At 64.3% G+C, this 24078-nt stretch carries 24 protein-coding genes and 2 tRNA genes; 13 read left to right on the top strand and 13 right to left on the bottom strand.

Annotation, left to right across the window (positions count from 1 at the left end):
• Nucleotide 1: 1 nt before the first annotated feature.
• Nucleotides 2-1075, bottom strand: coding sequence for a phenylalanine--tRNA ligase subunit alpha (gene pheS, locus AIOL_RS03780; RefSeq protein WP_049641961.1), 1074 nt, complete (start codon nucleotides 1073-1075; stop codon nucleotides 2-4).
• 126 nt (nucleotides 1076-1201) lie between these two features.
• Here pheS and AIOL_RS03785 point away from each other — a divergent pair, with 126 nt between their 5' ends.
• Both AIOL_RS03785 and AIOL_RS03790 read left to right on the top strand, forming a co-directional pair.
• The gene (locus AIOL_RS03785) at nucleotides 1202-2614 is read left to right on the top strand and encodes a GMC oxidoreductase (protein ID WP_049641651.1); all 1413 of its coding nucleotides are present in this window, start codon (nucleotides 1202-1204) and stop codon (nucleotides 2612-2614) included.
• Nucleotides 2614-3036, top strand: a complete 423-nt coding sequence (locus AIOL_RS03790) for a hypothetical protein (RefSeq protein WP_049641652.1) — start codon at nucleotides 2614-2616, stop codon at nucleotides 3034-3036. Before AIOL_RS03785 ends, AIOL_RS03790 begins: the two co-directional genes overlap by 1 nt.
• 102 nt (nucleotides 3037-3138) lie before the next feature.
• Here the strand turns inward: AIOL_RS03790 and AIOL_RS03795 are convergent.
• The 6 genes from AIOL_RS03795 to pyk all read right to left on the bottom strand — a co-directional run bounded on the left by AIOL_RS03795 (nucleotide 3139) and on the right by pyk (nucleotide 6581).
• A tRNA-Asp gene (locus tag AIOL_RS03795) sits at nucleotides 3139-3213 on the bottom strand.
• A gap of 3 nt (nucleotides 3214-3216) precedes the next feature.
• A tRNA-Glu gene (locus AIOL_RS03800) sits at nucleotides 3217-3292 on the bottom strand.
• A gap of 391 nt (nucleotides 3293-3683) precedes the next feature.
• Complete coding sequence (gene rplT, locus AIOL_RS03805) at nucleotides 3684-4046, bottom strand: 50S ribosomal protein L20 (protein ID WP_049641653.1); 363 nt, start codon at nucleotides 4044-4046, stop codon at nucleotides 3684-3686.
• Between the two features lie 14 nt (nucleotides 4047-4060).
• Nucleotides 4061-4261, bottom strand: coding sequence for a 50S ribosomal protein L35 (gene rpmI / locus AIOL_RS03810; protein WP_049641962.1), 201 nt, complete (start codon nucleotides 4259-4261; stop codon nucleotides 4061-4063).
• 642 nt (nucleotides 4262-4903) lie between these two features.
• The gene (locus AIOL_RS24845) at nucleotides 4904-5131 is read right to left on the bottom strand and encodes a hypothetical protein (protein ID WP_235438859.1); all 228 of its coding nucleotides are present in this window, start codon (nucleotides 5129-5131) and stop codon (nucleotides 4904-4906) included.
• Between the two features lie 4 nt (nucleotides 5132-5135).
• Nucleotides 5136-6581, bottom strand: a complete 1446-nt coding sequence (gene pyk / locus AIOL_RS03820; RefSeq protein WP_049641654.1) for a pyruvate kinase — start codon at nucleotides 6579-6581, stop codon at nucleotides 5136-5138.
• Between the two features lie 124 nt (nucleotides 6582-6705).
• On the opposite strand from pyk, the gene AIOL_RS03825 reads away from it, so the two are divergent.
• The gene (locus AIOL_RS03825; protein WP_394298918.1) at nucleotides 6706-7467 is read left to right on the top strand and encodes an N-formylglutamate amidohydrolase; all 762 of its coding nucleotides are present in this window, start codon (nucleotides 6706-6708) and stop codon (nucleotides 7465-7467) included.
• Between the two features lie 192 nt (nucleotides 7468-7659).
• Here AIOL_RS03825 and AIOL_RS03830 read toward each other — a convergent pair whose 3' ends face one another.
• The 3 genes from AIOL_RS03830 to AIOL_RS03840 are packed head-to-tail and all read right to left on the bottom strand — an operon-like array spanning nucleotide 7660 to nucleotide 9996.
• Nucleotides 7660-8808, bottom strand: coding sequence for a CaiB/BaiF CoA transferase family protein (locus tag AIOL_RS03830; protein WP_049641655.1), 1149 nt, complete (start codon nucleotides 8806-8808; stop codon nucleotides 7660-7662).
• Nucleotides 8808-9473, bottom strand: coding sequence for a DsbA family protein (locus AIOL_RS03835; RefSeq protein WP_049641656.1), 666 nt, complete (start codon nucleotides 9471-9473; stop codon nucleotides 8808-8810). The genes AIOL_RS03830 and AIOL_RS03835 overlap by 1 nt, the downstream gene beginning before the upstream one ends.
• Nucleotides 9474-9483: 10 nt before the next feature.
• Nucleotides 9484-9996 carry a DUF721 domain-containing protein gene (locus tag AIOL_RS03840; protein WP_049641657.1) on the bottom strand — a complete coding sequence of 171 codons (513 nt, stop codon included), beginning with the start codon at nucleotides 9994-9996 and terminating at the stop codon, nucleotides 9484-9486.
• A 79-nt stretch (nucleotides 9997-10075) separates the two neighbouring features.
• Between AIOL_RS03840 and mutY the strand changes: the two genes are divergently transcribed.
• The 6 genes from mutY (at nucleotide 10076) to AIOL_RS03875 (ending at nucleotide 17051) form a co-directional block, all read left to right on the top strand.
• On the top strand, nucleotides 10076-11116 hold the full coding sequence (gene mutY, locus AIOL_RS03845; RefSeq protein WP_049641658.1) for an A/G-specific adenine glycosylase: 1041 nt from the start codon (nucleotides 10076-10078) through the stop codon (nucleotides 11114-11116).
• 184 nt (nucleotides 11117-11300) lie between these two features.
• Nucleotides 11301-11999 carry an RraA family protein gene (locus tag AIOL_RS03850; RefSeq protein ID WP_049641659.1) on the top strand — a complete coding sequence of 233 codons (699 nt, stop codon included), beginning with the start codon at nucleotides 11301-11303 and terminating at the stop codon, nucleotides 11997-11999.
• A 117-nt stretch (nucleotides 12000-12116) separates the two neighbouring features.
• Nucleotides 12117-13799 carry an acyl-CoA dehydrogenase family protein gene (locus tag AIOL_RS03855; protein ID WP_049641660.1) on the top strand — a complete coding sequence of 561 codons (1683 nt, stop codon included), beginning with the start codon at nucleotides 12117-12119 and terminating at the stop codon, nucleotides 13797-13799.
• A gap of 166 nt (nucleotides 13800-13965) precedes the next feature.
• Nucleotides 13966-14997, top strand: a complete 1032-nt coding sequence (locus AIOL_RS03860; protein WP_049641661.1) for a YncE family protein — start codon at nucleotides 13966-13968, stop codon at nucleotides 14995-14997.
• A gap of 33 nt (nucleotides 14998-15030) precedes the next feature.
• Nucleotides 15031-15989 (top strand): IS630 family transposase gene (locus AIOL_RS24200; RefSeq protein WP_152912289.1). Its coding sequence is split into 2 segments (ribosomal slippage): nucleotides 15031-15372 and nucleotides 15375-15989, totalling 957 coding nucleotides; the frame shifts between segments, so codons are not numbered across the junction.
• Between the two features lie 15 nt (nucleotides 15990-16004).
• Nucleotides 16005-17051: a YncE family protein gene (locus AIOL_RS03875; protein WP_049641662.1), complete on the top strand. Its 1047-nt coding sequence runs from the start codon at nucleotides 16005-16007 to the stop codon at nucleotides 17049-17051.
• Here the strand turns inward: AIOL_RS03875 and AIOL_RS03880 are convergent.
• The 3 genes from AIOL_RS03880 to AIOL_RS03890 form a co-directional block, all read right to left on the bottom strand.
• The gene (locus AIOL_RS03880) at nucleotides 17035-17781 is read right to left on the bottom strand and encodes a hypothetical protein (RefSeq protein WP_049641663.1); all 747 of its coding nucleotides are present in this window, start codon (nucleotides 17779-17781) and stop codon (nucleotides 17035-17037) included. The genes AIOL_RS03875 and AIOL_RS03880 overlap by 17 nt on opposite strands.
• A gap of 137 nt (nucleotides 17782-17918) precedes the next feature.
• On the bottom strand, nucleotides 17919-18539 hold the full coding sequence (locus AIOL_RS03885; protein WP_235438860.1) for an MlaC/ttg2D family ABC transporter substrate-binding protein: 621 nt from the start codon (nucleotides 18537-18539) through the stop codon (nucleotides 17919-17921).
• Nucleotides 18520-19284, bottom strand: coding sequence for an MlaA family lipoprotein (locus AIOL_RS03890; RefSeq protein ID WP_049641665.1), 765 nt, complete (start codon nucleotides 19282-19284; stop codon nucleotides 18520-18522). Before AIOL_RS03890 ends, AIOL_RS03885 begins: the two co-directional genes overlap by 20 nt.
• Nucleotides 19285-19439: 155 nt before the next feature.
• On the opposite strand from AIOL_RS03890, the gene AIOL_RS03895 reads away from it, so the two are divergent.
• The 4 genes from AIOL_RS03895 (at nucleotide 19440) to AIOL_RS03910 (ending at nucleotide 24028) form a co-directional block, all read left to right on the top strand.
• On the top strand, nucleotides 19440-21176 hold the full coding sequence (locus AIOL_RS03895; protein ID WP_049641666.1) for a type I secretion system permease/ATPase: 1737 nt from the start codon (nucleotides 19440-19442) through the stop codon (nucleotides 21174-21176).
• On the top strand, nucleotides 21173-22477 hold the full coding sequence (locus tag AIOL_RS03900; RefSeq protein WP_049641667.1) for an HlyD family type I secretion periplasmic adaptor subunit: 1305 nt from the start codon (nucleotides 21173-21175) through the stop codon (nucleotides 22475-22477). Before AIOL_RS03895 ends, AIOL_RS03900 begins: the two co-directional genes overlap by 4 nt.
• 331 nt (nucleotides 22478-22808) lie before the next feature.
• Nucleotides 22809-23273: a RidA family protein gene (locus tag AIOL_RS03905; protein ID WP_049641965.1), complete on the top strand. Its 465-nt coding sequence runs from the start codon at nucleotides 22809-22811 to the stop codon at nucleotides 23271-23273.
• Nucleotides 23270-24028: a glycerophosphodiester phosphodiesterase family protein gene (locus tag AIOL_RS03910; RefSeq protein WP_049641668.1), complete on the top strand. Its 759-nt coding sequence runs from the start codon at nucleotides 23270-23272 to the stop codon at nucleotides 24026-24028. The genes AIOL_RS03905 and AIOL_RS03910 overlap by 4 nt, the downstream gene beginning before the upstream one ends.
• Nucleotides 24029-24078: the final 50 nt, after the last annotated feature.

Consider the following 24078-nt stretch of genomic DNA (forward strand, 5'->3'; position numbering starts at 1 on the left):
CTTAGCGGCTCAGCCCAGCGGGCAGGTTCGGCGCATCCAGCGCGGCGAACCCATAGTGGCGCAGCCAGCGCAGGTCGCTGTCAAAGAACGCCCGCAGATCCGGCATCCCGTATTTCAGCATCGCGATCCGGTCGATCCCCATCCCGAAGGCAAAGCCCTGCCAGTCCGCGGGGTCAATTCCGCCAGCCTGCAGCACCTTGGGGTGAACCATGCCGCTGCCTAGGATCTCCATCCAGTCGTCGCCCTCGCCGACCTTAAGCGTACCGCCCTTCCACGAGCAACGCAGATCCACCTCCGCCGAGGGCTCGGTGAAGGGGAAATGCGAGGCGCGAAAGCGCAACTCGACCTTATCGACTTCAAAATAGGCGCGGCAGAACTCCTCCAGGCACCATTTCAGGTTCGCCATCGACAGGTCCTTGTCGATGGCCAGCCCCTCGATCTGGTGGAACATCGGCGTGTGGGTCTGGTCGTAATCGGCGCGGTAGACGCGCCCCGGCGCGATCACGCGGATCGGCGCGCCCTGCGCCTCCATCGAGCGGATCTGCACCGGCGAGGTATGGGTGCGCAGCACATGCGGCGGGCGGTTATCGCCCTCGGCGCGGTGCATATAGAACGTGTCCATCTCGGTGCGGGTCGGGTGCTCGGCGGGGATGTTGAGCGCGTCGAAATTGTACCAGTCGCTCTCGATCTGCGGGCCCTCGGCGACCGAGAACCCCATATCGGCGAAGATGGTCGTGACCTCCTCGGTGACCTGGCTGACCGGGTGGATGGTGCCCTGGCGGCGGTCGCGCGCGGGCAGGGTGACGTCCAGCCACTCGGTGCGCAGGCGCTCGTCCAGCGCGGCGTCGGCCAGCGCGGCTTTCTTGGCCGCCAGCGCGCTGTTGATCTCGTCCTTCAGCGCGTTCAACGCGGGGCCGGCCACCTGGCGCTCCTCGGGCGTCATCTTGCCCAGCTCGCGCATCTTCAGGCTCACCTCGCCCTTCTTGCCGACCGCCTGCACGCGCAGGTCCTCCAGCGCGCCCTCGTCGGCGGCGCCAGCGATCAGGTCAATGTACTTTATTCTGAGATCGTCCATCATGCGCCTCGTAGAGTTTGAACTCTGCTAGCTTCCGTCCCGCCTGATTGCAAGCATCGGGGCTTGCCTAACCGTTCTAGCCCCATATGATCCCGCCAAACAAGGTTCCCCGGGGGGCATCGGGCAGTGTTCCAGACCACCACAGCCGAGGAGGCGGCGCGCGCGTCGTGGGATGTTGTCATCGCCGGCAGCAGCTTCTCTGCGATGTTCTTCTTGCGGGGATTGCCCGCCGGAACCCGCGCGTTGATCGTCGAGAAGGGCGCCATCATCCCGCATGAAGCGCAGGTCGCGGCCCTGGACCGACCGCGGGAAGAGTACCCGATGGACAACCGGTCCGAGATGCCAAAGGATTGGATCGCGCACCGAATGTTTGGCGGCAATTCAAACTGTTGGTGGGGTCAGGTTCCGCGGTTCCACCCCAACGATTTCCGCATGGCCGAGCTTTATGGTCAGGGCGCATCATGGCCCATCGACTATGACGATCTAGAGGTGTTCTACGGCGAGGTCGAGGATGTGATGGAGGTGGCCGGCGGTGGCGTCGATCATATCCTGCCGCGGTCGCGCCCGTTCCCCTACCCGCCCCACGCGCTGTCGCGAAGCGATAGGGCCTGTATCGACGCCATGCCCGATATCTGGGTGCCGGTCGCCTGCGCGCGCGCGAATGGTGGAGGCCGCGCCCAGTGCTGCGCCAATGGGGTCTGCCATCTGTGTCCGGTCGATTCAAAATTCAGCGTATTGAATGGCATCGACAGCTTTCTGCGCGACGGCGTGCACCTCTTGACCGGGGCCGAGGCGGTCTCGGTCGTCATCAACGCCGGACGCGCAGGCGGGTTGGTCATTCGGGACGGCGCTGGCGAGTACACGATCTCCGGTGGGATCGTGGCGCTTGGCACGAACGCGATCTCAAATGCGGCGATCCTGAAGCGCTCCGGCCTGACCGCCCCCGCATTGGGGCGCTACCTGCATGAGCAGCATTCCATCGAGTTGGTCATCGACGTTGCCGCGCCGGGATATTTTGGCGGCACTTCAATCACCGGCCATTGCTATGGGTTCTATGACGGGCCCCACCGCGCCGAAGCGGCGGCGGTTCTGGTTGAGAACTACAATGCCCCCAACGATCTGCGGCTGACGCCCGGTCGCTGGACCGACAGGATGATGCTCAAGCTGATTGCCGAGGACCTGCCGAAGGCCGAAAACCGGGTCGAGCTGGATGAAAACGGCGCGCCGCGGATCATCTGGACGGGACATTCCGCCTATGCCCATGCCGGGTTGGAACGCGCCATGGCCGGGATTGCGACGATCCTGCCGTTCGAGCTGGAGGCGATTGTCAGCCAGCGCTCCGCGGCGACAGAGGCCCATATTCAAGGCACCCATCGCATGGGCCTTGATGCCGCCAGTTCGGTGGTGAATGGGCATTGCGAAACGCACGAGGTTTCAGGGCTCTTTGCGCTGGGCTCGGGTGTATTTCCAACATCCTCGGCCGCGAATCCGACCCTGACCCTCTCGGCAATCGCATTGCGGGCGGGGAGGTCCGTTTGATGGCAGTTTCCAGACGCAGCTTTCTGAGGTTTGGGCTGGTCGCCGGGGTTGGGGCGGCCGGGGCGTGGATCTGGTCACGCTCGATTGAAGCAGAACTGCGCAGCATTCTGCGCCGCAACTTTGCAAGCAGGATCGCCGATGCGGAAGGCTCCACCGCGTTCATCGACGATTTCGCGCGGCTGTGGCGGGGGCGAACCTCTTTGCACAATCAAAGCTATCGCCCAAGGTTCTGGGCCACCGCCGTCTGGTCGCAAAAGGCGCAGAGGGAACGCGAGGCTTTCGAGGCGAACGTTCTGGCACATTACCTGCGCGCGACGAATGTCATCCGCGCCGATGAGACAGACCAGGACCTCATCTATCTTGGCATGCCGAACCCTTACGAGTCGCCCTGCAGCAATCCCATCAGCTCAGAGTGGCTTTGAACGACAAAGGGCGCAGCAATCGCCGCGCCCTGTCTCATTCTTGTGACCTTGCAGGCCCGAGTTAGGCCAGCGCGGCCTGCGCCTTGGCGGACACAAAAAAAGTGGCGGTCGCGACGGGGATCGAACCCGCAGCCTTCGGATAGACAATCCGCTGCTCTCCCGTTGAGCTACGCGACCATATGGCAGGGCGTACGGGATTCGAACCCGTGACCTCCGCTGTGAAAGAGCGGCGTCCAAACCGCTAGACCGACACCCCTAACCATGTCGATATGTATGACCGAGCGGCCTCAAGATTTCAAATAAAAATAGATGTAAATCAATAGCTTACAAGGCACACCACATCTCACCCGTTCACGCGAATGGCTTCGCGTGGCGCACTGAATACGTCAGGGTCGTATGGGTATGGGTCGCGAGCGAGGAACGCGCCGCGGCGTGTTCCTCGGTGGGATCTTCAGGTTCGTCTGGGTCCATGCGGGTCTCCGTCTGGGCAAAAGAAAAGGGCGGCTCGGATGTCCGAACCGCCCCATGGGTGTTGTGGTGTGACGCTGCTCTTAGTGCGTTAAGCCAAGCGGCATCATCCATCCCCCATGCGGCGGACGGCGATCCCGTTCAAACTGTGCAAACATGTTCAGCATCAAAATTTCCGGTTAGGCCAGCGCAGCCTGCGCCTTGGCGACGATCGCGCCGAACGCCTCGGGCTCGTTCACGGCCAGGTCGGCGAGGACCTTGCGGTCCACCTCGACCCCGGCCAGGTTCAGCCCATTGATGAAGCGCGAATAGGTCAGCGCCTCGTCATGGCTGCGCACGGCGGCGTTGATGCGCTGGATCCAGAGCGCGCGGAAGTTCCGCTTGCGCGCCTTGCGGTCGCGGGTCGCGTATTGGTTCGCCTTGTCGACGGCCTGGGTCGCGGTCTTGAAGTTCCGCGAGCGCGCGCCGTAATAGCCCTTTGCGGCCTTTACGATCTTGCGGTGACGGGCGTGGGTGACGGTTCCACCTTTGGTACGGGGCATCTGTCAGTCCTTCCTTAGCGGTCGTACGGCATGAAGCCCTTGACGATCTTCTCGTCGGGGGCGCTCAGCGTGGTGGTGCCGCGGGCGTTGCGGATGAACTTGTTGGTGCGCTTGATCATGCCGTGGCGCTTGCCGGCCTGGGCCGACAGGACGCGGCCAGTCGCCGTCACCTTAAAGCGCTTCTTGGCGCTCGACTTGGTCTTCATCTTGGGCATTTCCATCTCCTTGGTCGGGTGGTTTACGCGCGACTCGGCATGCCACATGGGCCGGTCCCGCCACTTCGAGAGCGCGCGTATACGCCGCCCCGCCCTTGCTGGCAAGCCTGAATCTGCGCGCAGCCCTTGGCAAGACGGCCCATGACGCACTGCAATTCCCAACCGGCGCGGGGATCTTTGCGCTAGCAGCTATCATAGAAACCGGGTGCCGCTGTCGTGCCCCTGCATTGGCCGGTTGGTTTTTCGACCTGGAGCGGTCATTGGCGCGCCGCAATTTTCTTGCAAGAAAATTGCGAAACTCTTGCAAGAGTTTCTTCAGCGCGCCCCTAAATGATCGCTCTATCGCAAGCTCTTACCGACGCGCGGGGGCCACTTTCCTTGGAAGGAAAGTGCAAATCTCTTGCAAGAGATTTGGGAGGCCCGAAAGGACGCTCCAGGCCAAACCAACGACCGTGCGCGCTGTTAACCACGCCCCTTGCCTTACCATGTGCCATACGCAAGTCCGACGTTTTGCCGACGGGGCGCCGACACGCGCTTTTCTAGGAAAATAAGGCGTTAACCCGCGATTCGCAGGGCGCGAGGCCAAACGCTGCGCGCGCGCCGTTAACCCATTGGCAATGATCAGAGGCGCTCTCGGTGCCGCTAGCGCGTGAAATGCGCCACCACGCGGATGAAGGCCTCTGGGACGTCATTCAATGTGTAGCCGCCCGGCTTCTGGCTCAGGGCGATCAGGATCATGGAGCCACCGACCAGAATTGCGATGGCCGAGGCCCGCGGCGGGCGACGGTCCGCGAAGGCGCCCATCATCGACGGGATCGCGAAACCTGCAATAATTATTCCAAAGACTAGGAAAAGGTCGTGAGAAATCAATACGTCACTCCGGTTCAGCCCTATAAATCAAACGCTCATCACAGGGCGCTACCCGGACAATATTCGTAGTTCCGGGCTGATTAAAGGGCACACCGGCGGTGACGACAATTTGGTCGGCGGCTGTTGCGAAATCGTCGGCCAGGGCGGCGCGCACGGCGCGCACCACGGCCTCTTTGAAGCGGCCCACCTCCTCGGTGACGACGCAATGGGCGCCCCATGTCAGGCTGAGCCTTCTGGCGGTGTCGACCTCAGAGGTCAGGGCGATGATCGGCACCCGCGGCCGCGCGCGCGCGACCAGGTAAACCGTTGTTCCTGATTGGGAAAAACAGCCGATGGCGTTCACATCGGTGGTCTCGGCGATCTCGCGGGCGGCGGAGACAATAGCGTCGGCGATGCTGTTCTTCTCGGCCCCGCGGCTGGCCTCGATCACGTTGCGATAGGTGGGGTCGCTCTCCACTTCCAGGGCCACGTTGTTCATCGTGGTGACCGCCTCGACCGGGTAGTCGCCCGCCGCACTCTCCGCCGAGAGCATGACCGCGTCGGTGCCCTCATAGATCGCAGCCGCCACGTCCGAGACCTCTGCCCGCGTGGGCATCGGGCTTTCTATCATGCTTTCAAGCATTTGCGTGGCCACGATCACCGGTTTGGCGGCGGCGCGGCACTTGCGGATCATGCGCTTTTGCAGCGGCGGAACGGCATGCACCGGCAGCTCGACCCCAAGATCGCCGCGGGCAACCATGACGCCGTCGCAGCTCTCGAGGATCTTGTCAAAGACGTTCACGGCGGCGGGCTTTTCGACCTTCACCATGATCGCCGCGCGGCCCTTGACCAGGCCGCGGGCCTCTTCCACATCCGCCGGCCGCTGCACGAAGGACAGCGCCAGCCAATCGACGCCGGCCTCGAAGGCGACCTCTAGGTCCGCGCGGTCCTTCTTTGTAAGCGCCGCCAGCGGCAGCACCACATCTGGCACGTTCACGCCCTTGCGGTCCGAGATCTCGCCCCCTGCCACCACCGTGCAATTCGCGAAATCGGCGCCGCATTCCCCCACCTTCAGGCGGATCTTGCCGTCATTGACCAGCAGCGAGGCGCCGGGCTCCAGCGCGTCGAAGATCTCTTTATGCGGCAGGTAGGCGCGCTTTGCGTCGCCGGGCGTTTCATCCAGATCCAGGCGGAAGGCCTGCCCGTTCTCCAGCTCTTCCTTGCCGTTCTTGAAGGTGCCCAGGCGCAGCTTTGGCCCCTGCAGGTCCGCCAGGATCGCAATCGGGCGCCCGGTATCCTTCTCGATCTGCCGGATGATGGCATGGCGGGCGCGAAAGTCGTCGTGGCTGCCATGGCTCATGTTAAGCCGGAACACGTCGGCGCCGGCCTCGAACAGCGCGCGGATCATCTGGTAATCCGAGGATGCCGGACCCAAAGTGGCGACGATTTTCACATTGCGGCGGCGTCTCATGGTGGCGGTCGTCCCTGTCTGGCTGCGATTGTTTGCGCTAACGGCTATTTGTCGCCTCTATGACGGAAATCGCGGCGCCTTACAACTGGCAGAGCGCCGCATGTCCCGGTACTGATCCATCGCGATGAAGAGTATCACAGATATGACGACCGAGGCGTTCGAAGTCGAGGGCGCGGAGCGCAAAGGGCCGTGGCTGTTGACCTGCGACCACGCATCCAACGCAGTGCCTGGCTTCGTGTCGGGCGGGGATCTGGGCCTCGCAGCTGCGGATATGAACCGACACATCGCCTATGACGTCGGCGCAGCGGGTGTCACGCGCCACCTGGCGCGGCTTCTGGATGCCCCTTGCGTCTTGTCGCGCTTCTCCCGCCTGGTGATCGACCCCAACAGGGGCGAGGACGACCCGACGCTGATCATGCAGCTCTATGACGGGACCTTGATCCCCGGGAACCGCGTGCTGGAGGCGAAGGAGCGCGCGCGCCGACTGGACCGGCTCTACCGCCCCTACCATAGCGCCGTGGATCAGCTGCTGGCGGGGCGCGACGCCACATATGTGGCCATCCACAGCTTCACGCCGCAGCTCAACGGGCGCCCGCCGCGCCCCTGGCACGTCACGGTGCTTTCGACCCAGGACAAGCGTTTCTCGGACCCGCTGCTGGAGCGCTTGGGGGCGGAGCCAGACCTCTGCATCGCGGAAAACGAGCCCTATACCGGCGAGCTGCGCGGCGACGGCGTGGATCGCCATGCAGTGAAACAGGGGCGCCCCAACGCGCTGATCGAGATCCGCAACGACCTGATCGAGACGGCGTCGGATCAGCAGGCCTGGGCCGAGCGCCTGGCGCCGCTTTTGCGCGCGGCGCATGAGGATATGCGCTGCGACGTTTAGGCCCAAGCTGCGCCGGCCGATCTTAACCTGATCTCAACCCAAGTGCCCCGCATAATATGCGGGTGGTGGTCGGGGCCCTGCCCCGACACAGTTCCCCAACCACCACCCATTTATGGTGTTTCGATTCGGGTTTAGATTTCGCTAATTTCTAAGCAAATCCATCCAGGACCGAAAAATTGGGCCACGGCGCAGCTAGTCAGCCAGGCCGAACCCCTCGTCGCGGATCGCATCGCCATGCTCATCCAGGTTGGGCGAGGGCCGCCCCAAACGCGGCGACGCCTCGGAGAAATGGAAGGGCGGGCGCACGGAGGGCACCCCGTCCAGGTCCATGCGCGCCCCACGCGCCGAAAGCTGCGGGTCGGCAAAGACCTCTTCCAAGTCGTTGATCGGGCCCGCGGGCACGCCCTCGGCCTCGCAGGCCGCCAGCAGGTCCGCCTTTGCGAACCCCTTTGTGCGCTCGGTCAAGGCCGCGGTGAGCGCATCGCGATGTGCCACGCGATCCGCGTTTGTCAGGTAGGCCGGGTGCCTTGCCAATTCCGGCACGCCCAGCAGACCACAAAGCCGCTGGTACTGCGCGTCATTCCCCGTCGCGATGATAATCCACCCATCGGCGCAGTCGAACACCTGGTAGGGCGTTAGGTTGGGATGCGCGTTGCCCATCTTTTGCGGCGCGGCGCCCGTGGCCAGGTAGTTCATCGCCTGGTTCGCCGTGATCGCGGTCGCTGCGTCCAGGAGCGCCATGTCGATATGCTGGCCGCGCCCGGTGCGCGCCCGCTGCGCCAGCGCCGCCTGGATCGCGATCGTCGCATAGAGCCCGGTGAAGATGTCGGTGACCGCAACGCCCACCTTCTGCGGCTGGCCCTCGGGCTCGCCGGTGATCGACATCAGCCCCGACATGCCCTGGATGATGAAATCATAGCCCGCGCGATGCGCATAGGGCCCGGTCTGGCCGAACCCCGTGATCGAGCAGTAGACCAGGCCTGGGTTCAGCGCGATCAAGCTGTCATAGTCCAGCCCGTATTTGGCCAGCCCGCCGACCTTGAAGTTCTCGATCAGAACGTCCGCCTCGGCCACCAGGGCACGCACCTGACGCTGGCCCTCCGGGGTGCGGAAATCCACCGCGATGGAGCGTTTGCCCCGGTTGCAGCTGTGGAAATAGGCGGCGGTCTTCTCGCCGCCCCGTTCAATGAAGGGCGGTCCCCATTTGCGGGTGTCGTCGCCGGTCGGCGCCTCGACCTTGATCACATCGGCGCCAAGATCCGCCAGGGTTTGACCGGCCCAAGGGCCGGCCAGAATGCGCGCGAGTTCAACGACCTTCAGTCCCGCAAGCGGGGCGGTCATCAGCCGAGTTTCTCGTCCAGAAGCGCCGAGAATTCCTCGAAGCTTTTGTCCCCCGCGACCAAGTCGCCATTGATGAGGAAGCTTGGCGTGGAGCGGATGCTGTCACGCTCGGAATTCTCCTGGAACACGGCGACCATCGCGCGGGCCATGTCCTCGTTCTGCATGCAGGCGTCAAGCTCATCCGGAGTAAGACCCGCGGTCAGGCCGATCTTTTTAAGCTTGTCGACGATCACGGTCGGCGTGTCGCCGCGCGCCCAATCGCTTTGCTGCGCATAGATCATGTCGGCCAGCGCGAAATAGCGCTCGGGGCCACCGCAGCGCGCCACCATCGCGGCCCAAAGCCCGAAACGGTCAAAGTAGACCTCGCGATAGATGAAATGCACCTTGCCGGTGTCGATATAGGCCGCCTTGATGTCCTTAAAGGTGTTCTCGTGGAAGCTGCGGCAATGCGGGCAGGTGTAGCTGGCGTACTCGACCACGGTAACGGGCGCGTTTGGATCGCCCAGCGACATCTCGGCGACGATGGAGGTGTCGACCTCGCCCGCCTCCTGCGCGTTGGCAGCGCCCAGGCCAGGCAGGCTGGTGGTGCTGTTTGCGGGCCAGAAATAGGCCCCACCCGCGGCAATGGCGGCGGCACCTGCGACTAGGAAGTATCGGCGGTCCATGTATGAAACCTCAGCTTGATTTGGATCGGGAAAGAACGTTTGCGCCGAGGCGGGCAAGGGCCTCGCGCAGTTGGTCGTCTGCGACGGGCGCCGCGGTTTCGCGCGCGGCCTCCTGTTGCGCCTTGGAGGGCACGGGTTTTTGCGGCGCCTGCGCGGCGTGCTCGAAATCGGCCCGGCCCTCGGCAAAGCCCGTGGGCGCGGTCTGGGTGATGCGGATATGGCGGATCGCGGCATAGCCGTAGCAGGCATTCACCCGCTCCTTCAGCCGTTCCGTCTGCATCTGAAGCATCGGGGCCTGCGCGCCGGTGGTCAGCAGGGTCAACGTGGCGCCAAAGCCGCCCTTTGCGTAGCTGACATTGACCGGCCGGGCGATCGCGGCGACCTGCTCGCCCGCGATCTCCGCCCAATTGGTCAGCAGCTTGGACACGGCAAAGCCGCGGCTCTCGCTCGCCTTTCGGATGTCTCTTTGCACCAAGCCAATGGCGCGCTTAAAGCGCCCGGCTTGTAGGTTGCGATTGCTCACTGGCCAGTCCTTTACTAGGCGCTATTCTAGTGCCTGGCGCGCGCCGCGCCAGCACAAAGCCCGCGAAAGGGAATAAAGTTTGCGTGACGCCCTGAGTGACAGCCTCATCGACTGGTACGATGCCCATGCCCGCCAGATGCCCTGGCGCGTCCGCCCCGCGGACCGCGCGGCGGGCGTGCGCCCCGATCCCTACCACGTGTGGCTGTCCGAGGTCATGCTGCAACAAACCACCGTGGCCGCCGTGCGGGCCTATTTCCTGCGCTTTCTTGAACGCTGGCCGCGGGTAGAAGACCTGGCCGCCGCGGAGGATGGCGACGTTATGGGCGAGTGGGCGGGGCTGGGCTATTATGCCCGCGCGCGAAACCTGTTGAAATGCGCGCGCGCAGTGGTCGCCGAGCACGGCGGTCGCTTTCCGACCACCCGCGAGGCCCTGCTCGGCCTACCCGGCGTCGGGCCCTACACCGCCTCTGCGATCGCCGCGATAGCCTTTGACGAGCCCGCCACCGTGGTTGATGGCAATGTTGAGCGGGTCATGGCCCGGCTTCATGCCGTTGAGACCCCGCTTCCCACCGCGAAACCGGAACTCACAAAGCTTGCCGAGGATCTGACCCCCAACCACCGGCCCGGCGACTATGCCCAGGCCGTCATGGACCTTGGCGCCACGATCTGCACGCCCAAGCGACCGGCCTGCGGCATCTGCCCCTGGATGGAAGGTTGCACCGCACGGGCCCGCGGCATCCAAGCGGAGCTGCCGCGAAAGATCCCCAAACAGAAAAAGCCCACGCGCTTTGGTATCGCCTATTTGGCGCGCCGCGCGGATGGCGCCTGGCTGTTGGAGCGGCGCCCCGACCGCGGCCTGCTGGGCGGGATGCTGGGATGGCCCGGGGCCGAATGGGGCGCCGAGGCCGTCGAAGCGCCGCCCCTTGAGGCCGAATGGAACGACCCGGGCGCCGAGGTCCGGCATACTTTCACGCATTTCCATCTGCGGATGGCCCTACGCGTGGCGGAGGTCGGGCCGGACGCCCAGCCGCGCAGCGGCAGCTTTGTTGCCGCAAACGATTTCCGCCCCTCTGACCTTCCGACGGTGATGCGTAAGGCATATAATCTGGTCACAGGTTAATCTTTTTCTCGGCACGGTTCCCCACCACCACCCATCTATGATGGGGCGATTCGCCCTAAGATTTCCCGAATTTCCCCCGCGCCCCGCCACGCGCCACCTCCCCGCGTCCTTGGCCCGCATCCCAAGCCTCTCTGGACCCGGTCCGGGCTTTGGGACATCGTGCCCTGAAAACAGGGAGAGAGACATGATCGAAGAACCGCCCCTACTGACCATTAAGCGCCCCGCCCGGCGCCCCACTGACGCGCAGATCGCCGCCTTCCAAGGCGTGCCCACAGGTTTCGTCGTGGACGCGATGATGGGCGGCGGCACGATGGCGTCGACCATCCGCCCGCTGGGCGAGGGGCGCGACCTGAATTGCGTGGCGGCGGGCCCGGCCCTGACCGTCGAGACTGGCCCGGCGGACATCCTGGCGCTTCTGGCCGCGCTGGGGTCCATCCAGGACGGCGACGTGGTGGTCTCTAGCTTTGCCGCGCATCAGGGCTGCGCCGCCGCGGGCGACCGGGTCAGCGCAATGATGAAGAACTGCGGCGCGGCTGGGTTCGTCACCGACGGCCCTGCGCGCGATTACGCGGGCATCGTCGCGGTCGGTCTGCCGATCTGGTGCACCGGGCTGACGCCGAACACGCCCTTCGGCAAGGGCCCCGGCACGGTCGGCCTGCCGATCCAGAGCGGCGGGCTAGAGGTCGAGACCGGCGACATGATCGTGGCCGACATGGACGGCGTCGTGGTTGTCCCCTTCGAGCGGCTCGACGAGGTGCTCGCGCAGCTACAGAAAGTGCAAGACCTAGAAGCCGCGCTGCATGCGGATCTGCAAGAGGGCCTGAAGGTGCCGCCGGATATCGAGACGCTCTTGAAAAGCGACCAGGTGCGCTATGTCGACTAAGGCGGCGCGCGACGGGAAAGTCATTAACTGACTTTTTGGGGTGCGCTTTCGTATTATTGTTGCGCTGCGACTGCGAAAGGAATATGCCGCACCGAAGCATTTTGAAGGAGCGCACCCATGGCCCATGATGGACAGAACGCGATGACCGAAAGCCCCGTTCTCCCCGATCTTCTGGGGCTCACCGGTGCCGCCGTGGCGCCGGTTCGGGCGCTGCTGGCGACCGCGACGGACCGCGTGCGCGAGATGGTCACGGCCGAGGGGCGGGTCTCTGGCGCGCTCCTGGAGCAACACCAGACCGCCGCCCATGGCCTGGCCTGGCTGGCCACCTACGCCGAGAGCCTGACCCAGATGCAGGGCTGGGCCGAGCGGCTAGAGGCCGAGGGCAAGTTCGGCGAGATGGAGCAGCTGCTGCACCAGATCGCCTTTGGCGAGTATCTCTGGCAGATCTATGGCGGCCTCCCGATGAGCCAGACCGAGATCCTGCGCCCACAGGACATCGGCCTGACCCAGGACGACCAGCGCGCGATGATGGTGCCCGAGGTGATGCGCCTGACCCAGGAGGGCAACAGCCAGGCCGCGCGGATGCGGCTGGTGGCGCTGATGCAGGACAACGCGGGGCATGCCACCTTCGGCGGCACCGGCCTGGACGAAGAGCTGGAGATGATCCGCGACCAGTTCCGCCGCTACGCCGACGAGCAGGTCATCCCGCACGCCCATGAGTGGCACCTGAAGGACGAGCTGATCCCCATGGAGGTGATCGACGAGCTCGCCGAGTTGGGCGTCTTCGGCCTGACCATCCCCGAGGAGCATGGCGGGTTCGGCCTGTCCAAGGCCTCGATGGTGGTGGTTTCCGAAGAGCTTTCAAGAGGTTACATCGGCGTCGGCTCGCTGGGCACGCGGTCAGAGATCGCCGCCGAGCTGATCCTCTGCGGCGGGACGGAGGCGCAAAAGGAGAAGTGGTTGCCGGGGCTGGCGTCGGGCGAGATCCTGCCCACGGCGGTGTTCACCGAGCCCAACACGGGTTCTGACCTGGGCAGCCTGCGCACGAAGGCCGTGAAGGACGGCGACGACTGGGTCATCACCGGCAACAAGACCTGGATCACCCATGCCGCGCGCACCCATGTGATGACCGTGCTGGCGCGCAGCGTGCCAGACACCAACAATTACAAGGGCTTGTCGATGTTCCTGGCCGAGAAGACGCCCGGCACGGACGAGGCGCCTTTCGTGGACGAGGGCATCTCTGGCGGCGAGATCGAGGTGCTCGGCTACCGCGGTATGAAGGAGTACACGGTCAATTTCGATGGGTTCTCGGTGAAGGGTGAGAACCTGCTGGGTGGCGAAGAAGGTCAGGGATTCAAACAACTTATGCAGACTTTCGAGTCCGCGCGGATCCAAACCGCCGCCCGCGCCATCGGCGTGGCGCAGTCCGCGCTGGAGGCGGGGATGCAATACAGCCTAGACCGCAACCAGTTCGGCAAGGCCCTGATCAACTTCCCGCGCGTGGCGGGCAAGCTGGCGATGATGGCCACCGAGATCATGGTCACGCGGCAGTTAACCTATTATTCCGCAAGGCAAAAAGACGAGGGCAAGCGCTGCGATCTGGAGGCCGGGATGGCCAAGCTGCTGGGCGCGCGGGTGGCCTGGTCCGCCGCCGACAACGCGCTGCAGATCCATGGCGGCAACGGCTTCGCGCTGGAGTATCAGATCAGCCGGATCCTCTGCGACGCGCGCATTCTGAACATCTTTGAGGGCGCCGCAGAGATCCAAGCGCAGGTCATCGCCCGCCGCCTCTTGGGCTGAATCCAGCGGTCGGCAAAGCGTCGGCAAAGCGTCGGACATCTGTCGGGCAAGTGTATGGCTTTTGAATGATCCCAAGAGCTTAGGGAAATCGCCGTTGAGCGGCGGCTCAACTTGACCGCGAGGGCCGCCGCAGACATACTCGTCCCATTCATTTGGGTCGATTGATTTGAGCACCAACTACGAAGACCTCCCGGCGCAAGTCCGCGCCCAGCGCCGCCGCAAGGCGCGACTGCGCGCCGAGTGGGCGGCGGCGGAGGCCGAGAACCAGACCCTGATCCAAGAGGTCACCGGCGCGCCGGACACGCAGGCCATCGTGCGCATGACCCGCCGCCGGGGCCGGGCGGCGGAGACACGCGCCGGGTGGCTGTTCATCGGGCTGGTGATCACGATCCTTGCGGGGCTGATTTACTACCTCGGGCTGCCGTTTTTTCAAAACTATGTCGATGGTCGTGTGCTGACATTGCGCGAGACCCGCGCCGCCATTGCCAAGGTTGAGGAGGATCTTGATACGCGGTTGGAAACAGTTCGAGAAGATTTAGCCATCGCATTGACCGATGCCTTCGTACGGATCCCTGTGCCTACCGGCTCAGGCAGTGAGCACTACTATGCCCTAATGCCTCTGGACGGGGGCCGGGTGATGGTTGCAGGCAGTCACAACACGTTGCTGATCTACGATCCTGCACATCCAGAACCGATCCAGCGGATCGACGTCCCAACCGGCAATCGCTCTGACGAATACCGCGCCATTCTGCCCCTGGACGAGGGCCGAGTGATGATCGCAGGCGATGACAATGCACTGTTGATTTATGATCCCGCACAGGCAGAGCCGATGCAGCGGATCCCCTTGCCCGTAAGCTCGGGCTTTGGATACACCGCTCTGCTGCCCCTGGACGAGGACCGGGTAATGCTTGCAGGCTATCCAAGCACGCTCCTGATCTATGACCCGGCTCAGCCAGAACATATCCAGCAGATCCCCGTGCCCATTGGAATCGGTAAATTGCGGTTCAATGCACTGCTGCCCCTGGACAAAGGTCGAGTGATGGTAGCGGGCGATTGGAATATGCTGTTGATTTATGATCCCGCTAAGGCAGAGCCAATACAGCGGGTCCCCGCCCCAACCGGATCCATTTTTGAAGCTTACCGCGCCCTAAAGCGTTTCGACAAAAGTTTGAATCGGTTGGATTCCCACAGAGCTTGAACTGTGATTCACCTTGATAGGGAGGATCACATCATGCCAGCACCATTGTCGACAGAACTGCGCGACCGCTTTGCGCGTTTGATCAGGGAAGGACTGTCCGGGAGAGAAGCCTCACGCCGCCTTCAGGTTTCTGCCGCCACTGGCGCTCGATGGGCCGGTCGAATCCGGAGTACCGGGGCTGCCACTGTTGCACTGATGGGACGTCCTGCGGGATCGGGCAAGCTGGCCGACCATATAGAGTTCTTTAGGGAGTTGGTGACGCAGGACCCGGACATCACGTTATTCGAACTGCGTGATGCACTCGCTGATGCGGAAGGGGTTGCGGTCCATCATTCCGCCATTGCGGGGTTGCTCAAGCGCCTCGGCTTCACGCACAAAAAAAGTCGTTGGTGGCCTCCGAGCGCCGCCATGCCAAGGTAAGGCGACGGCGGGCTGATTGGTTTGCTCATCGCATTCCGGCCGTCGGGGCCTCACCGGATCGTGTTGTCTTCATTGACGAAACCGCCGTGAAGACGAACCTCACGCGGCTACGGGGCTGGGCGTCACGCGGCGAGCGCCTGACCATGGACGCGCCCTTCGGCAGTTGGGGGACGCAGACACTGATTGCCGGTCTGAGCTATGATGCGCTGATCGCACCCTGGGTCATCAAAGGCGCAATGGACGGTCCTGCTTTTGCCGCCTACATCCGCGAAGTGCTGGTGCCCGAAATCACACCCGGCACGGTGGTGATTCTCGACAACCTGGCCACGCATCGCAACAAGGAAGCAGCAGCCGCGCTAAAGGCGCATGGCTGCTGGTTTCTGTACCTGCCGCCACACTCCCCAGACCTCAACCCGATTGAACAAGCTTTCTCGAAGCTCAAGGCCCATCTCCGACGGATCGGAGCACGCTCGTTCACATCCGTCTTCAAAGCCATCGGTGAAATCTGTGACCTGTACGATCCGGAAGAATGCTCGAACTACTTCAAGGCCGCTGGATATGTCTCAAACTAATGTCGAAACGCTCTAATGCCCCTGGACAAGGGCCAGGTGATGATCGCAGGCAGCAACAATACGTTGCTAATCTATGATCCCGCAAAGCCAAAGTCGATCCAGCGGATCCCCGTTCCCACCGGCTCTGGCGATGAATGGTACTTTGACTTGCTGCCCCTAGATGGGGGCCGGGTTATGATCGCAGGTTCCGATAACACCGTGCTAATCTTTGACCCCGCCAAGGCAGAACCGATACAGCGGATCCCCGTCCCAACCAGCGATCGCGAAGGGCAGTACAATGCCCTTGCGCTTCTGGACGGGGGCCGAGTGATGGTGGCGGGCAGCGACAATAGATTGCTGGTGCCAACAAATGAGCTCGCGGATGAAGTGCGAAACTTGCATGTAAAAGAACCTTATGGCCCGTCGGAAGTGGGCGCCGACGGTGAAGCCCCCCCGATAATACGGCCAGAGCAACGCCTCATCGAATTCATCAATGGACTGCCGGATCATCTGAAACCGCTTGTTTCAGGCAGTCTTGATACATTGCAAACAGCGAATGGTGAACGCCGCGTAGCGCAGAAGCGACAACAAGCGAACCAGGCATTTCTGGACGATCTGCCGAAGTATTTTATGCAACAGCGGCGGCAAAGCTTTCTGGACTTCATGGCCGCCTGTCGCGGGGGAAATATCGCCCCAGCGCAAGATGGCAAGGGTGCAGATACTTTTGCCGAAGATATCGACAATGTCACACTGGCCTGCGTGCAGGGCTGGCGCGAGGGGCTGGAAGCCGACGAGGGCACTTGGTGGCATACCCTGGCCCAGCAGGTGCCGCCGGGCATCTTGCTGCTGTTCCTGCTGGCCACGCTGGGCGTTCTTTACCGCTATAACCTGCGGCTGGCGGGGTTCCATCACGGGCGCGCTGACGCGCTGGAGCTGTTGGCGCAGCGGGGCGCCTTCCATGCTGAGACGCTAGAGACCGTGGCCGCGGCGCTCTCGGCCGACCGGGTGGAGATGGGCCGCGCAGCGCGGGCGCCCGCCGATCAGGCCATCGACATGGCCCGCGCCATCATGGCTCGGAAATAAGCCAGCCCACCACCCTGTCGCGGTCAAAGATCACGTCGTCGATCATCACCCCCTGCGGGTCGCGGTTGGTTATGGAGATGCCGGCGATGTCCTCGGCACCATCGCTGCGGCGGAAGCCATAGCCCGCCAGCATCCACTCCAGCTCGACCTCCGCGGTGTCGATCAGGGTGCCGTCGCGGCGGTAGAACGCCACCTCGATCCAGCCCTTCGGCGCGGGCGTCTTGGGCTCGGGCTCGGCGGTGACGCGAAAGCCCAGCGCCGATTGGTCCCGGTCGAAGAGGATCGACACGGCGCCCTCGCCGCCGCCGTTGCGCTTGGGAAAGCCGGGCGGGGCGATGCCCATGAGCTGGTTCGACATGAAGAAGATGAACTCGACCGCGAGGTTCTGGCCGGGCGCGCCGGGTTCTAGGGTAAGGGGCGACTGCGGCGCCAAGAGCAGCGCGTCAAAGCCGGCCTCCTGGGCGACCAGCTGGCCGCGGAAGCGCTCGGCGATGCGGGCCCCTTCGAACACCTGCGTGCCCTCGAGCGCGCGCCCGGGGGAGGCGCGTTTTGGGTAGTTCTCAAAGTCGATTAGGGCGCCCAGCTCTTGCTCCAGAGTCTCGTAGGGGACTTGCTGGATCGCCTGGGGCCATGCGGCGGTCGCGCAAACGATCAGGGCCGCCGTGAGACCCGAAAGAAAACTGGGCCGTGCCATGGGGCGATTGAGGCCCACGCGGCCCTTGCGTGTCAAGTGCGCGGTCTATGCGGGCGCCAAAGCATGTGCATTCTTCCCGCGCGCGGTGCCACGGATGCCGATCTGCGCCGCGGGTATTGGCGCGCTTGGGAAGAATTCAATTTGGGAACGGCCCGCGGCGCGGCGTGGCGCGGTCAGCTGAGGCCCTTCAACGCGGCGGTCAGTTTCTTGAGGTTCCTGCCCTGCCTTTCGTGCAGCGCGCGGACCTCGATGGCCTCGGTTTTCACCAGGCTAATGCCCTCGATCAGCATATCAATGAACAGCGGCTTGCCGCTGCGCTCGGAGACGCGGTAGGTCACCTCGAACGGCGCCGAGCCGGCCAGGCGGGTCACGGTTTTGACCTGAAAGTAGGACTTCCACGGCCCCGCCGATTGCACCTCGATTCGCCCCCCCACGAATTCGCGGAAGCGCGTGCCGTATTTGCGCGCCATGTAGCCCTGGAACGCCCTGGTGAAGTCGCGCATCTCGGCGCGGCTGGCGCTACGGGCCGGCGGGCCCAGCACGAGCTGCGCAATCAGCGCCACATCGGCGTATTTGGCGAACAGGTCCTTCTCGAAGGCCGCGATCATGCGGCTCTGCGACATGCCCGAATTGATGATGCGATTGAAATCCGCCACCAGCTTGTCGATCAGCCCCTCGGCCTCGCGCGTGCTGAGGGCGCGCGCGGAGCCCGGCAGCAAAGCCGCACCCGCCGCCAAGGCGGCCCCGCCCATCAGGACGGCGCGGCGCGTTGGATCAGTTCGCGAAGGGGTCAAATCCAAAGGGGTCGGCATATGGGTCATCTTCTGCGCTCGTCGTGTCAGTTGAGGGGCTTGGGCCGCCCAGGGTGAATCGTCTATTGTCCAAATATAGTAGACGCGCCTGCGCATAGCTATCCGCGCTGTCATAAAGCACCGAATCCACCAGGTCGCGAAACTCGTACCGTGTCCCGATGCCAGACAGGCCGCGCGCCGCGGGCACCATGATGCTTTCGGGCGCCTGCACCACGTAACTCAATGGATTCGTGAAGAGATCCACCACCGTGCCCGCCGTGTCGCGCGTCGTGGAGGGGCCCAGGAAGGGCAGCTCGATATAGGCGCCCTCGCGCGCGCCCCACCTATGCAAAGTTTCGCCGAAATCCGCGCGCCGCTCGGGGATCCCCATCTCTGAGGCGACATCCAGCAACCCGCCGATCCCGAAGGTGGAATTCACCAAGAAGCGCAAGAAGTTGCTGCCCGCGTCATGCACGTTGCCCTGCAACACATCATTCACGAAATACCCAGGCGTCGCCAGGTTCCCGGCGAAGTTCCCCACCCCGTTGCGCACCGGCTTGGGCACCGTCGTGCCGTAACCCGTCGCGGCCGGGCGCAAGAGCCTGCTGTCCACCCTCTTGTTGAAGTCGTGCACGCGCCGGTTCTGCGCCTCATAGGGGTCGTTGATCCCCTCGGCCACCGGAGCGGCACAGCCCGCCAGCACGACAAGCGCCAGCGACAGCGCGACAGAAACAATAGTGCGGATCATGGCCTCGGCAGTTCTGACTTCAATACCAACACAGTTCTTGACTCACTTAAGGGCTGACGAAGCATTTTGCAGGTAATAACAGTTTAACTGGGATATGTTGTGACCTAATGGTGACAATGCGCGAATAGGAGGAGTCTAGCATCAACGCCCCGGCTTTGAAACCATCGGATCTGGAGGCCGGCCTGCAAGAGCTGCGCGCGGCACGCGCCACCAATCGGGGGCTGTTCTGGGCCGTGGGCATCTTCAGCTTCTTTGTGAACCTGCTGATGCTGACCGGCCCCCTGTTCATGCTGCAGGTCTACGACCGCGTGCTGGGCAGCCGCTCTGAGGAAACGCTGCTGGCGCTCTTCATCCTGATGGGCTTCCTGTTCGGCATGATGGGCCTGCTGGACTTCGTCCGCGGGCGCGTCCTGGCGCGGATTGGCGCGAATTTCCAGGCCGCGTTGGACCGGCGGGTCTTCGCCGCCGTCATTAAGAAGGCCAGCGTCGCGCATGGCGACCAGGGGGCCTCTAGCGCGCTGCGCGACTTGGAAGCGGTTCAGCGCTATTACGCATCACCGGTCTTTGGCGCCTTCTTCGACGTGCCCTGGACCTTCGTTTTCCTGTTCGGGATCTACATCTTCCACCCCTGGCTTGGCTACCTGGCCATCGGAGGCGGCGGGCTGTTGATCCTGGTGACCCTCCTCAACCAGCTGACCACGCGCGGCCCCGTGCTTGCGGCGAACCGCGCCGTGGCCCAGGCAGAGCAATTCTCGGATCAGATCCGGACCGAGGCCGAGATGGTGCGCAGCCTTGGCATGCAGAACGCCGCCTTCACGCGCTGGAACGGCGCGCGCGGCAAGGCGCTGGAGGACGGGCTATCCTCGAGCGACCGCACCGGCGGCTTCACCACGCTGAGCAAGACCTTCCGGCTGTTTCTGCAATCCGCCATGCTGGGCCTGGGCGCCTATCTGGTGCTGAACGAGGGGCTGACCCCCGGCGCGATGATCGCCGCCTCGATCCTGATGGGGCGCGCCCTGGCGCCGGTGGACATGGCCATCGGGCAGTGGCCCTCGGTGCAGCGCGCCTGGAAGGGGCTGGAGAACCTCGCCGAGCTGCTGGCGACCGTGCCCGTGGACCAGCAGCGCATAGAGCTGCCCGTGCCCCGGGCGCGCCTGGTGGTGCAGCAGCTGACCGTCGTGCCCCCGGGCGAGCAGGTCGCCAGCCTGCGCATGGTCAGCTTCGAGGTGAACCCCGGCGAGGCCCTGGGCGTGATCGGGCCCAGCGGGTCCGGCAAGACCACCCTGGCGCGCGCCCTGATCGGCGTTTGGCGCCCCGCCGGCGGCAAGGTCCGCCTGGATGGCGCTACCCTCGACCAATACGACCCCGACGTCCTGGGCGCGCATATCGGCTTCCTGCCGCAGCGCGTGCAGCTCTTTGACGGCACCATCGCGGACAACATCGCCCGGCTCTCAACCCAGCCCGACGCCGGCAAGGTCATCGAGGCCGCCAAGAAGGCCGCCGCGCATGACCTGATCCTGAAGCTGCCCGAGGGGTACGACACCCGCGTGACCTCCGGCGGCGGGCGCCTATCGGGCGGGCAGATCCAGCGCATCGGCCTGGCCCGCGCCATGTATGGCGACCCCGTTATGCTGGTCCTGGACGAGCCGAACTCGAACCTCGACAACGAGGGCAGCCAGGCGCTGAACACCGCGATCCGGCAGATGAAGGCCGATGGCAAATCCGTGCTGATAATGGCGCACCGCCCGGCGGCGATTGAGGAATGCGAGAAGCTCTTGGTGCTGGACATGGGCGCGCGCCGCGCCTTCGGGCCGCGCGACGAGGTGCTCAAAGAGGTGCTGTCCAACTACCAAGACGTGCAAAAGAAAGTCGGTCCGGGCGGGGTATCATGAGCGAGCAGAAACGGTTCACCGCGCGCGGCTACATGATCCTGGGCATTCTGGGCCTGCTGGTGCTGGTGGGCGGCTTTGGCGGCTGGGCCGTGCTGGCCAATATCTCCGGCGCGATCGTCGCCTCGGGCCAGGTCGAGGTCGACCAGAACCGCCAGGTCGTGCAGCACCCGGACGGCGGCGTGGTGGCCGAGATCCTGGTGGACGAGGGCGACCTTGTCGCAGAGGGCGAGGTTCTGCTGCGGCTTGACGCGGTCGCGCTGCGCTCGGACCTGGCCATCGTCGAGAGCCAGCTGTTTGAGTTCATGGCGCGCCGCGCCCGGCTTGAGGCCGAGCGGGATGGCCAAACCGGGATCGCCTTTGACGCCGAGCTCGTCAAGGAGGCCTCGACCCGCCCGCAATTGCAGGACCTGATCGACGGCCAGCAGCGGCTGTTTGGGGCGCGCAACGCCTCGCTGGCCAACGAGGCGGAGCAGCTGCGCAAGCGCCGCAGCCAGATCCTGACCCAGGTGACCGGGATTGACGCGCAGAAAGCCTCGCTGGAGACGCAAATCGGTCTGATCCGGCAGGAACTGGCCGACCAGCAATCCCTGCTGGATCGCGGCCTGGCCCAGGCCGCGCGCGTCCTGGCCCTGCAACGCGAAGAGGCCAGCCTGGACGGGCGGCGCGGCGAATTGATCGCCGCCGGGGCGCAGGCCGAGGAGCGGGTGACCGAGATCGACATCAGCATCCTCACCCTGCAGACCGAGCGGCGCGAGCAGGCCATCACCCGGCTGCGCGACCTGCAGGTGCGCGAGCTGGAACTGGCCGAGCAGCGCAACGCCCTGCGCACCCGTCTCAACCGGCTGGAGATCACCGCCCCGGTCTCGGGCATCGTCTATTCAAAGCAGGTCTTTACGCCGCGCTCGGTCATCCGCCCCGCCGAGCCGGTGCTGTTTCTGATCCCGCAGGACCGCCCCCTGGTGGTCGCCGCGCGGGTCGAGCCGATCCATGTGGACCAGTTCTTTGTCAGCCAGGAGGTCGTGGTGAAATTCTCGGCCTTTGATGCGCGCACCACGCCTGAGCTGTTCGGGGACGTGGTGCAGATCTCGGCGGACGCCTTCGTGGATGAGCGCACCCAGGCCACGTATTACCGCGCCGAGATAAGGCTGTCGGAGGAAGAGCTGGCCAAGCTGCCAGAGGGGCTTGTGATGATCCCCGGCATGCCGGTGGAGGCGTTTATCCGCACCGATGATCGCTCGCCGCTGACCTATCTGGTGAAGCCGCTGACGGATTACTTTGCCAAGGCGTTCCGCGAGAGCTAACGGCGCGCGCATCCTGCCCGTGACGCGGGCGATCACATCGCCGGGGGTGCGCAAGATTGCCGCGGGCGGCCCAATTTCATGCGGCACTTAACGATTTGTTCAGTGATTCGGCCTGACCATGAAATTGGGTGGGAGCCGCGGCGCGTGCCGTTCCGGCACCCACCCGTTTTTAGGTTGCGTCGCAATTCCTAAGATTTCCCCAAGAAAAAACCACCGCGTCAATTCGCCCAGCAAGAGCCCGTCACAGAAACCACGCCCAAGGCGTTTTGCGCGCTTTCGCAGCAACCCTATTCGCGCTAGCGTCCCGCCGAAATCAAATATGGAGACCCCCATGTCCGGAACCTTCGAGACCCGCCTTGCTGAGCTCGGCGTCACCCTGCCCGACGCCCCGGTGCCCGCCGCCAATTACGTGCCCGCCGTGCGCGTGGGCAACACGCTCTATATCTCGGGCCAGATCAGCCAGAACGACGCCGGTCTGATCACCGGCAAGGTCGGCGCGGACCTTACCGTCGAGGAGGGCGCCGCCGCCGCCCGCACCTGCGCGATCAGCCTGCTGGCGCAGGTCAAGGCCGCGCTGGACGGTGACCTGGACCGCCTGGTGCGCGCGGTCAAACTGACCGGTTTCGTGAACTCCACGCCCGACTTCGCCGATCAGCCCAAGGTGATCAACGGCTGCAGCGACTTCCTGGTCGAGGCGCTGGGGGATGCCGGGCGGCACGCCCGCTCCGCGGTCTCGGCTGGTGCGCTGCCGCTGAACGTGGCGGTCGAGATCGAAGGGATCTTTGAGGTCAAATGACAGGGCTGCCAGAGGCGTTTCTAAACGCGCCTATCGCGCACCGGGGCTATCACAGCCCCGGTCGGCCCGAGAATTCCCGCGCCGCGTTCGAAGCGGCCATCGCCGCCGGTTACGGCATTGAACTGGACTTGCAGCTTTCGGCGGATGGCCAGGCGATGGTTTTCCACGACTACCTGTTGGACCGGCTCACCGGTGCGACGGGCCCGGTCGTGGAGAACAGCGCCGCCGCTCTTGGCGCGATCCAATTGACCGGCGGCGACGAAGGCATTCCTACGCTGACGGAGGTGCTCGATCTCGTGGCCGGGCGCGCGCCGCTCTTGATCGAGCTGAAGGACCAGGACGGCGCGTTGGGCCCCGATATCGGTGCGTTGGAACGCGCGACCGCAAGGGCGCTTTCCGACTACCAGGGCCCGGTGGCGTTGATGTCGTTCAATCCGCATGCGGTGGCACAGCTGGCCGAGCTTTGTCCCGACATCCCGCGCGGTCTGGTCACCGATCCCTTCCTGGCCGAAGACTGGGACGGCGTGCCGGATACGCGCCGCTCGGAGTTGCGCGACATCCCCGACTATCTTCGCGTCGGCGCCTGTTTCATCTCGCATAACGTCACCGATCTGGGCGCCCCAGCCGTCGCCGCGCGAAAAGCCGCCGGCGCCATGGTGCTCTGCTGGACGGTGCGGTCGCCCGAAATTGAGGCGCGCGCCCGAAAGATCGCCGATAACGTCACCTTCGAGGGATACGCCGCCGTGTTGCCTTGACGCCGGGCGCCCAGGTGCCAGATTAGGGGGTATCCCCGAGGATAAACTGC

The organism is Candidatus Rhodobacter oscarellae (assembly GCF_001078595.1).
GTDB classification, from domain to species: Bacteria; Pseudomonadota; Alphaproteobacteria; order Rhodobacterales; family Rhodobacteraceae; genus Rhodobacter_B; species Rhodobacter_B oscarellae.

What these genes read in the sequence shown, in the direction of transcription:
- pheS (WP_049641961.1), bottom strand. Translation starts at nt 1,075, where the DNA reads ATGGACGATCTCAGAATAAAGTACATTGACCTGATCGCTGGCGCCGCC.
- AIOL_RS03790 (WP_049641652.1), top strand. Translation starts at nt 2,614, where the DNA reads ATGGCAGTTTCCAGACGCAGCTTTCTGAGGTTTGGGCTGGTCGCCGGG.
- rplT (WP_049641653.1), bottom strand. Translation starts at nt 4,046, where the DNA reads ATGCCCCGTACCAAAGGTGGAACCGTCACCCACGCCCGTCACCGCAAG.
- rpmI (WP_049641962.1), bottom strand. Translation starts at nt 4,261, where the DNA reads ATGCCCAAGATGAAGACCAAGTCGAGCGCCAAGAAGCGCTTTAAGGTG.
- pyk (WP_049641654.1), bottom strand. Translation starts at nt 6,581, where the DNA reads ATGAGACGCCGCCGCAATGTGAAAATCGTCGCCACTTTGGGTCCGGCA.
- AIOL_RS03825 (WP_394298918.1), top strand. Translation starts at nt 6,706, where the DNA reads ATGAAGAGTATCACAGATATGACGACCGAGGCGTTCGAAGTCGAGGGC.
- AIOL_RS03830 (WP_049641655.1), bottom strand. Translation starts at nt 8,808, where the DNA reads ATGACCGCCCCGCTTGCGGGACTGAAGGTCGTTGAACTCGCGCGCATT.
- AIOL_RS03835 (WP_049641656.1), bottom strand. Translation starts at nt 9,473, where the DNA reads ATGGACCGCCGATACTTCCTAGTCGCAGGTGCCGCCGCCATTGCCGCG.
- AIOL_RS03850 (WP_049641659.1), top strand. Translation starts at nt 11,301, where the DNA reads ATGATCGAAGAACCGCCCCTACTGACCATTAAGCGCCCCGCCCGGCGC.
- AIOL_RS03855 (WP_049641660.1), top strand. Translation starts at nt 12,117, where the DNA reads ATGGCCCATGATGGACAGAACGCGATGACCGAAAGCCCCGTTCTCCCC.
- AIOL_RS03875 (WP_049641662.1), top strand. Translation starts at nt 16,005, where the DNA reads ATGCCCCTGGACAAGGGCCAGGTGATGATCGCAGGCAGCAACAATACG.
- AIOL_RS03890 (WP_049641665.1), bottom strand. Translation starts at nt 19,284, where the DNA reads ATGATCCGCACTATTGTTTCTGTCGCGCTGTCGCTGGCGCTTGTCGTG.
- AIOL_RS03900 (WP_049641667.1), top strand. Translation starts at nt 21,173, where the DNA reads ATGAGCGAGCAGAAACGGTTCACCGCGCGCGGCTACATGATCCTGGGC.
- AIOL_RS03905 (WP_049641965.1), top strand. Translation starts at nt 22,809, where the DNA reads ATGTCCGGAACCTTCGAGACCCGCCTTGCTGAGCTCGGCGTCACCCTG.
- AIOL_RS03910 (WP_049641668.1), top strand. Translation starts at nt 23,270, where the DNA reads ATGACAGGGCTGCCAGAGGCGTTTCTAAACGCGCCTATCGCGCACCGG.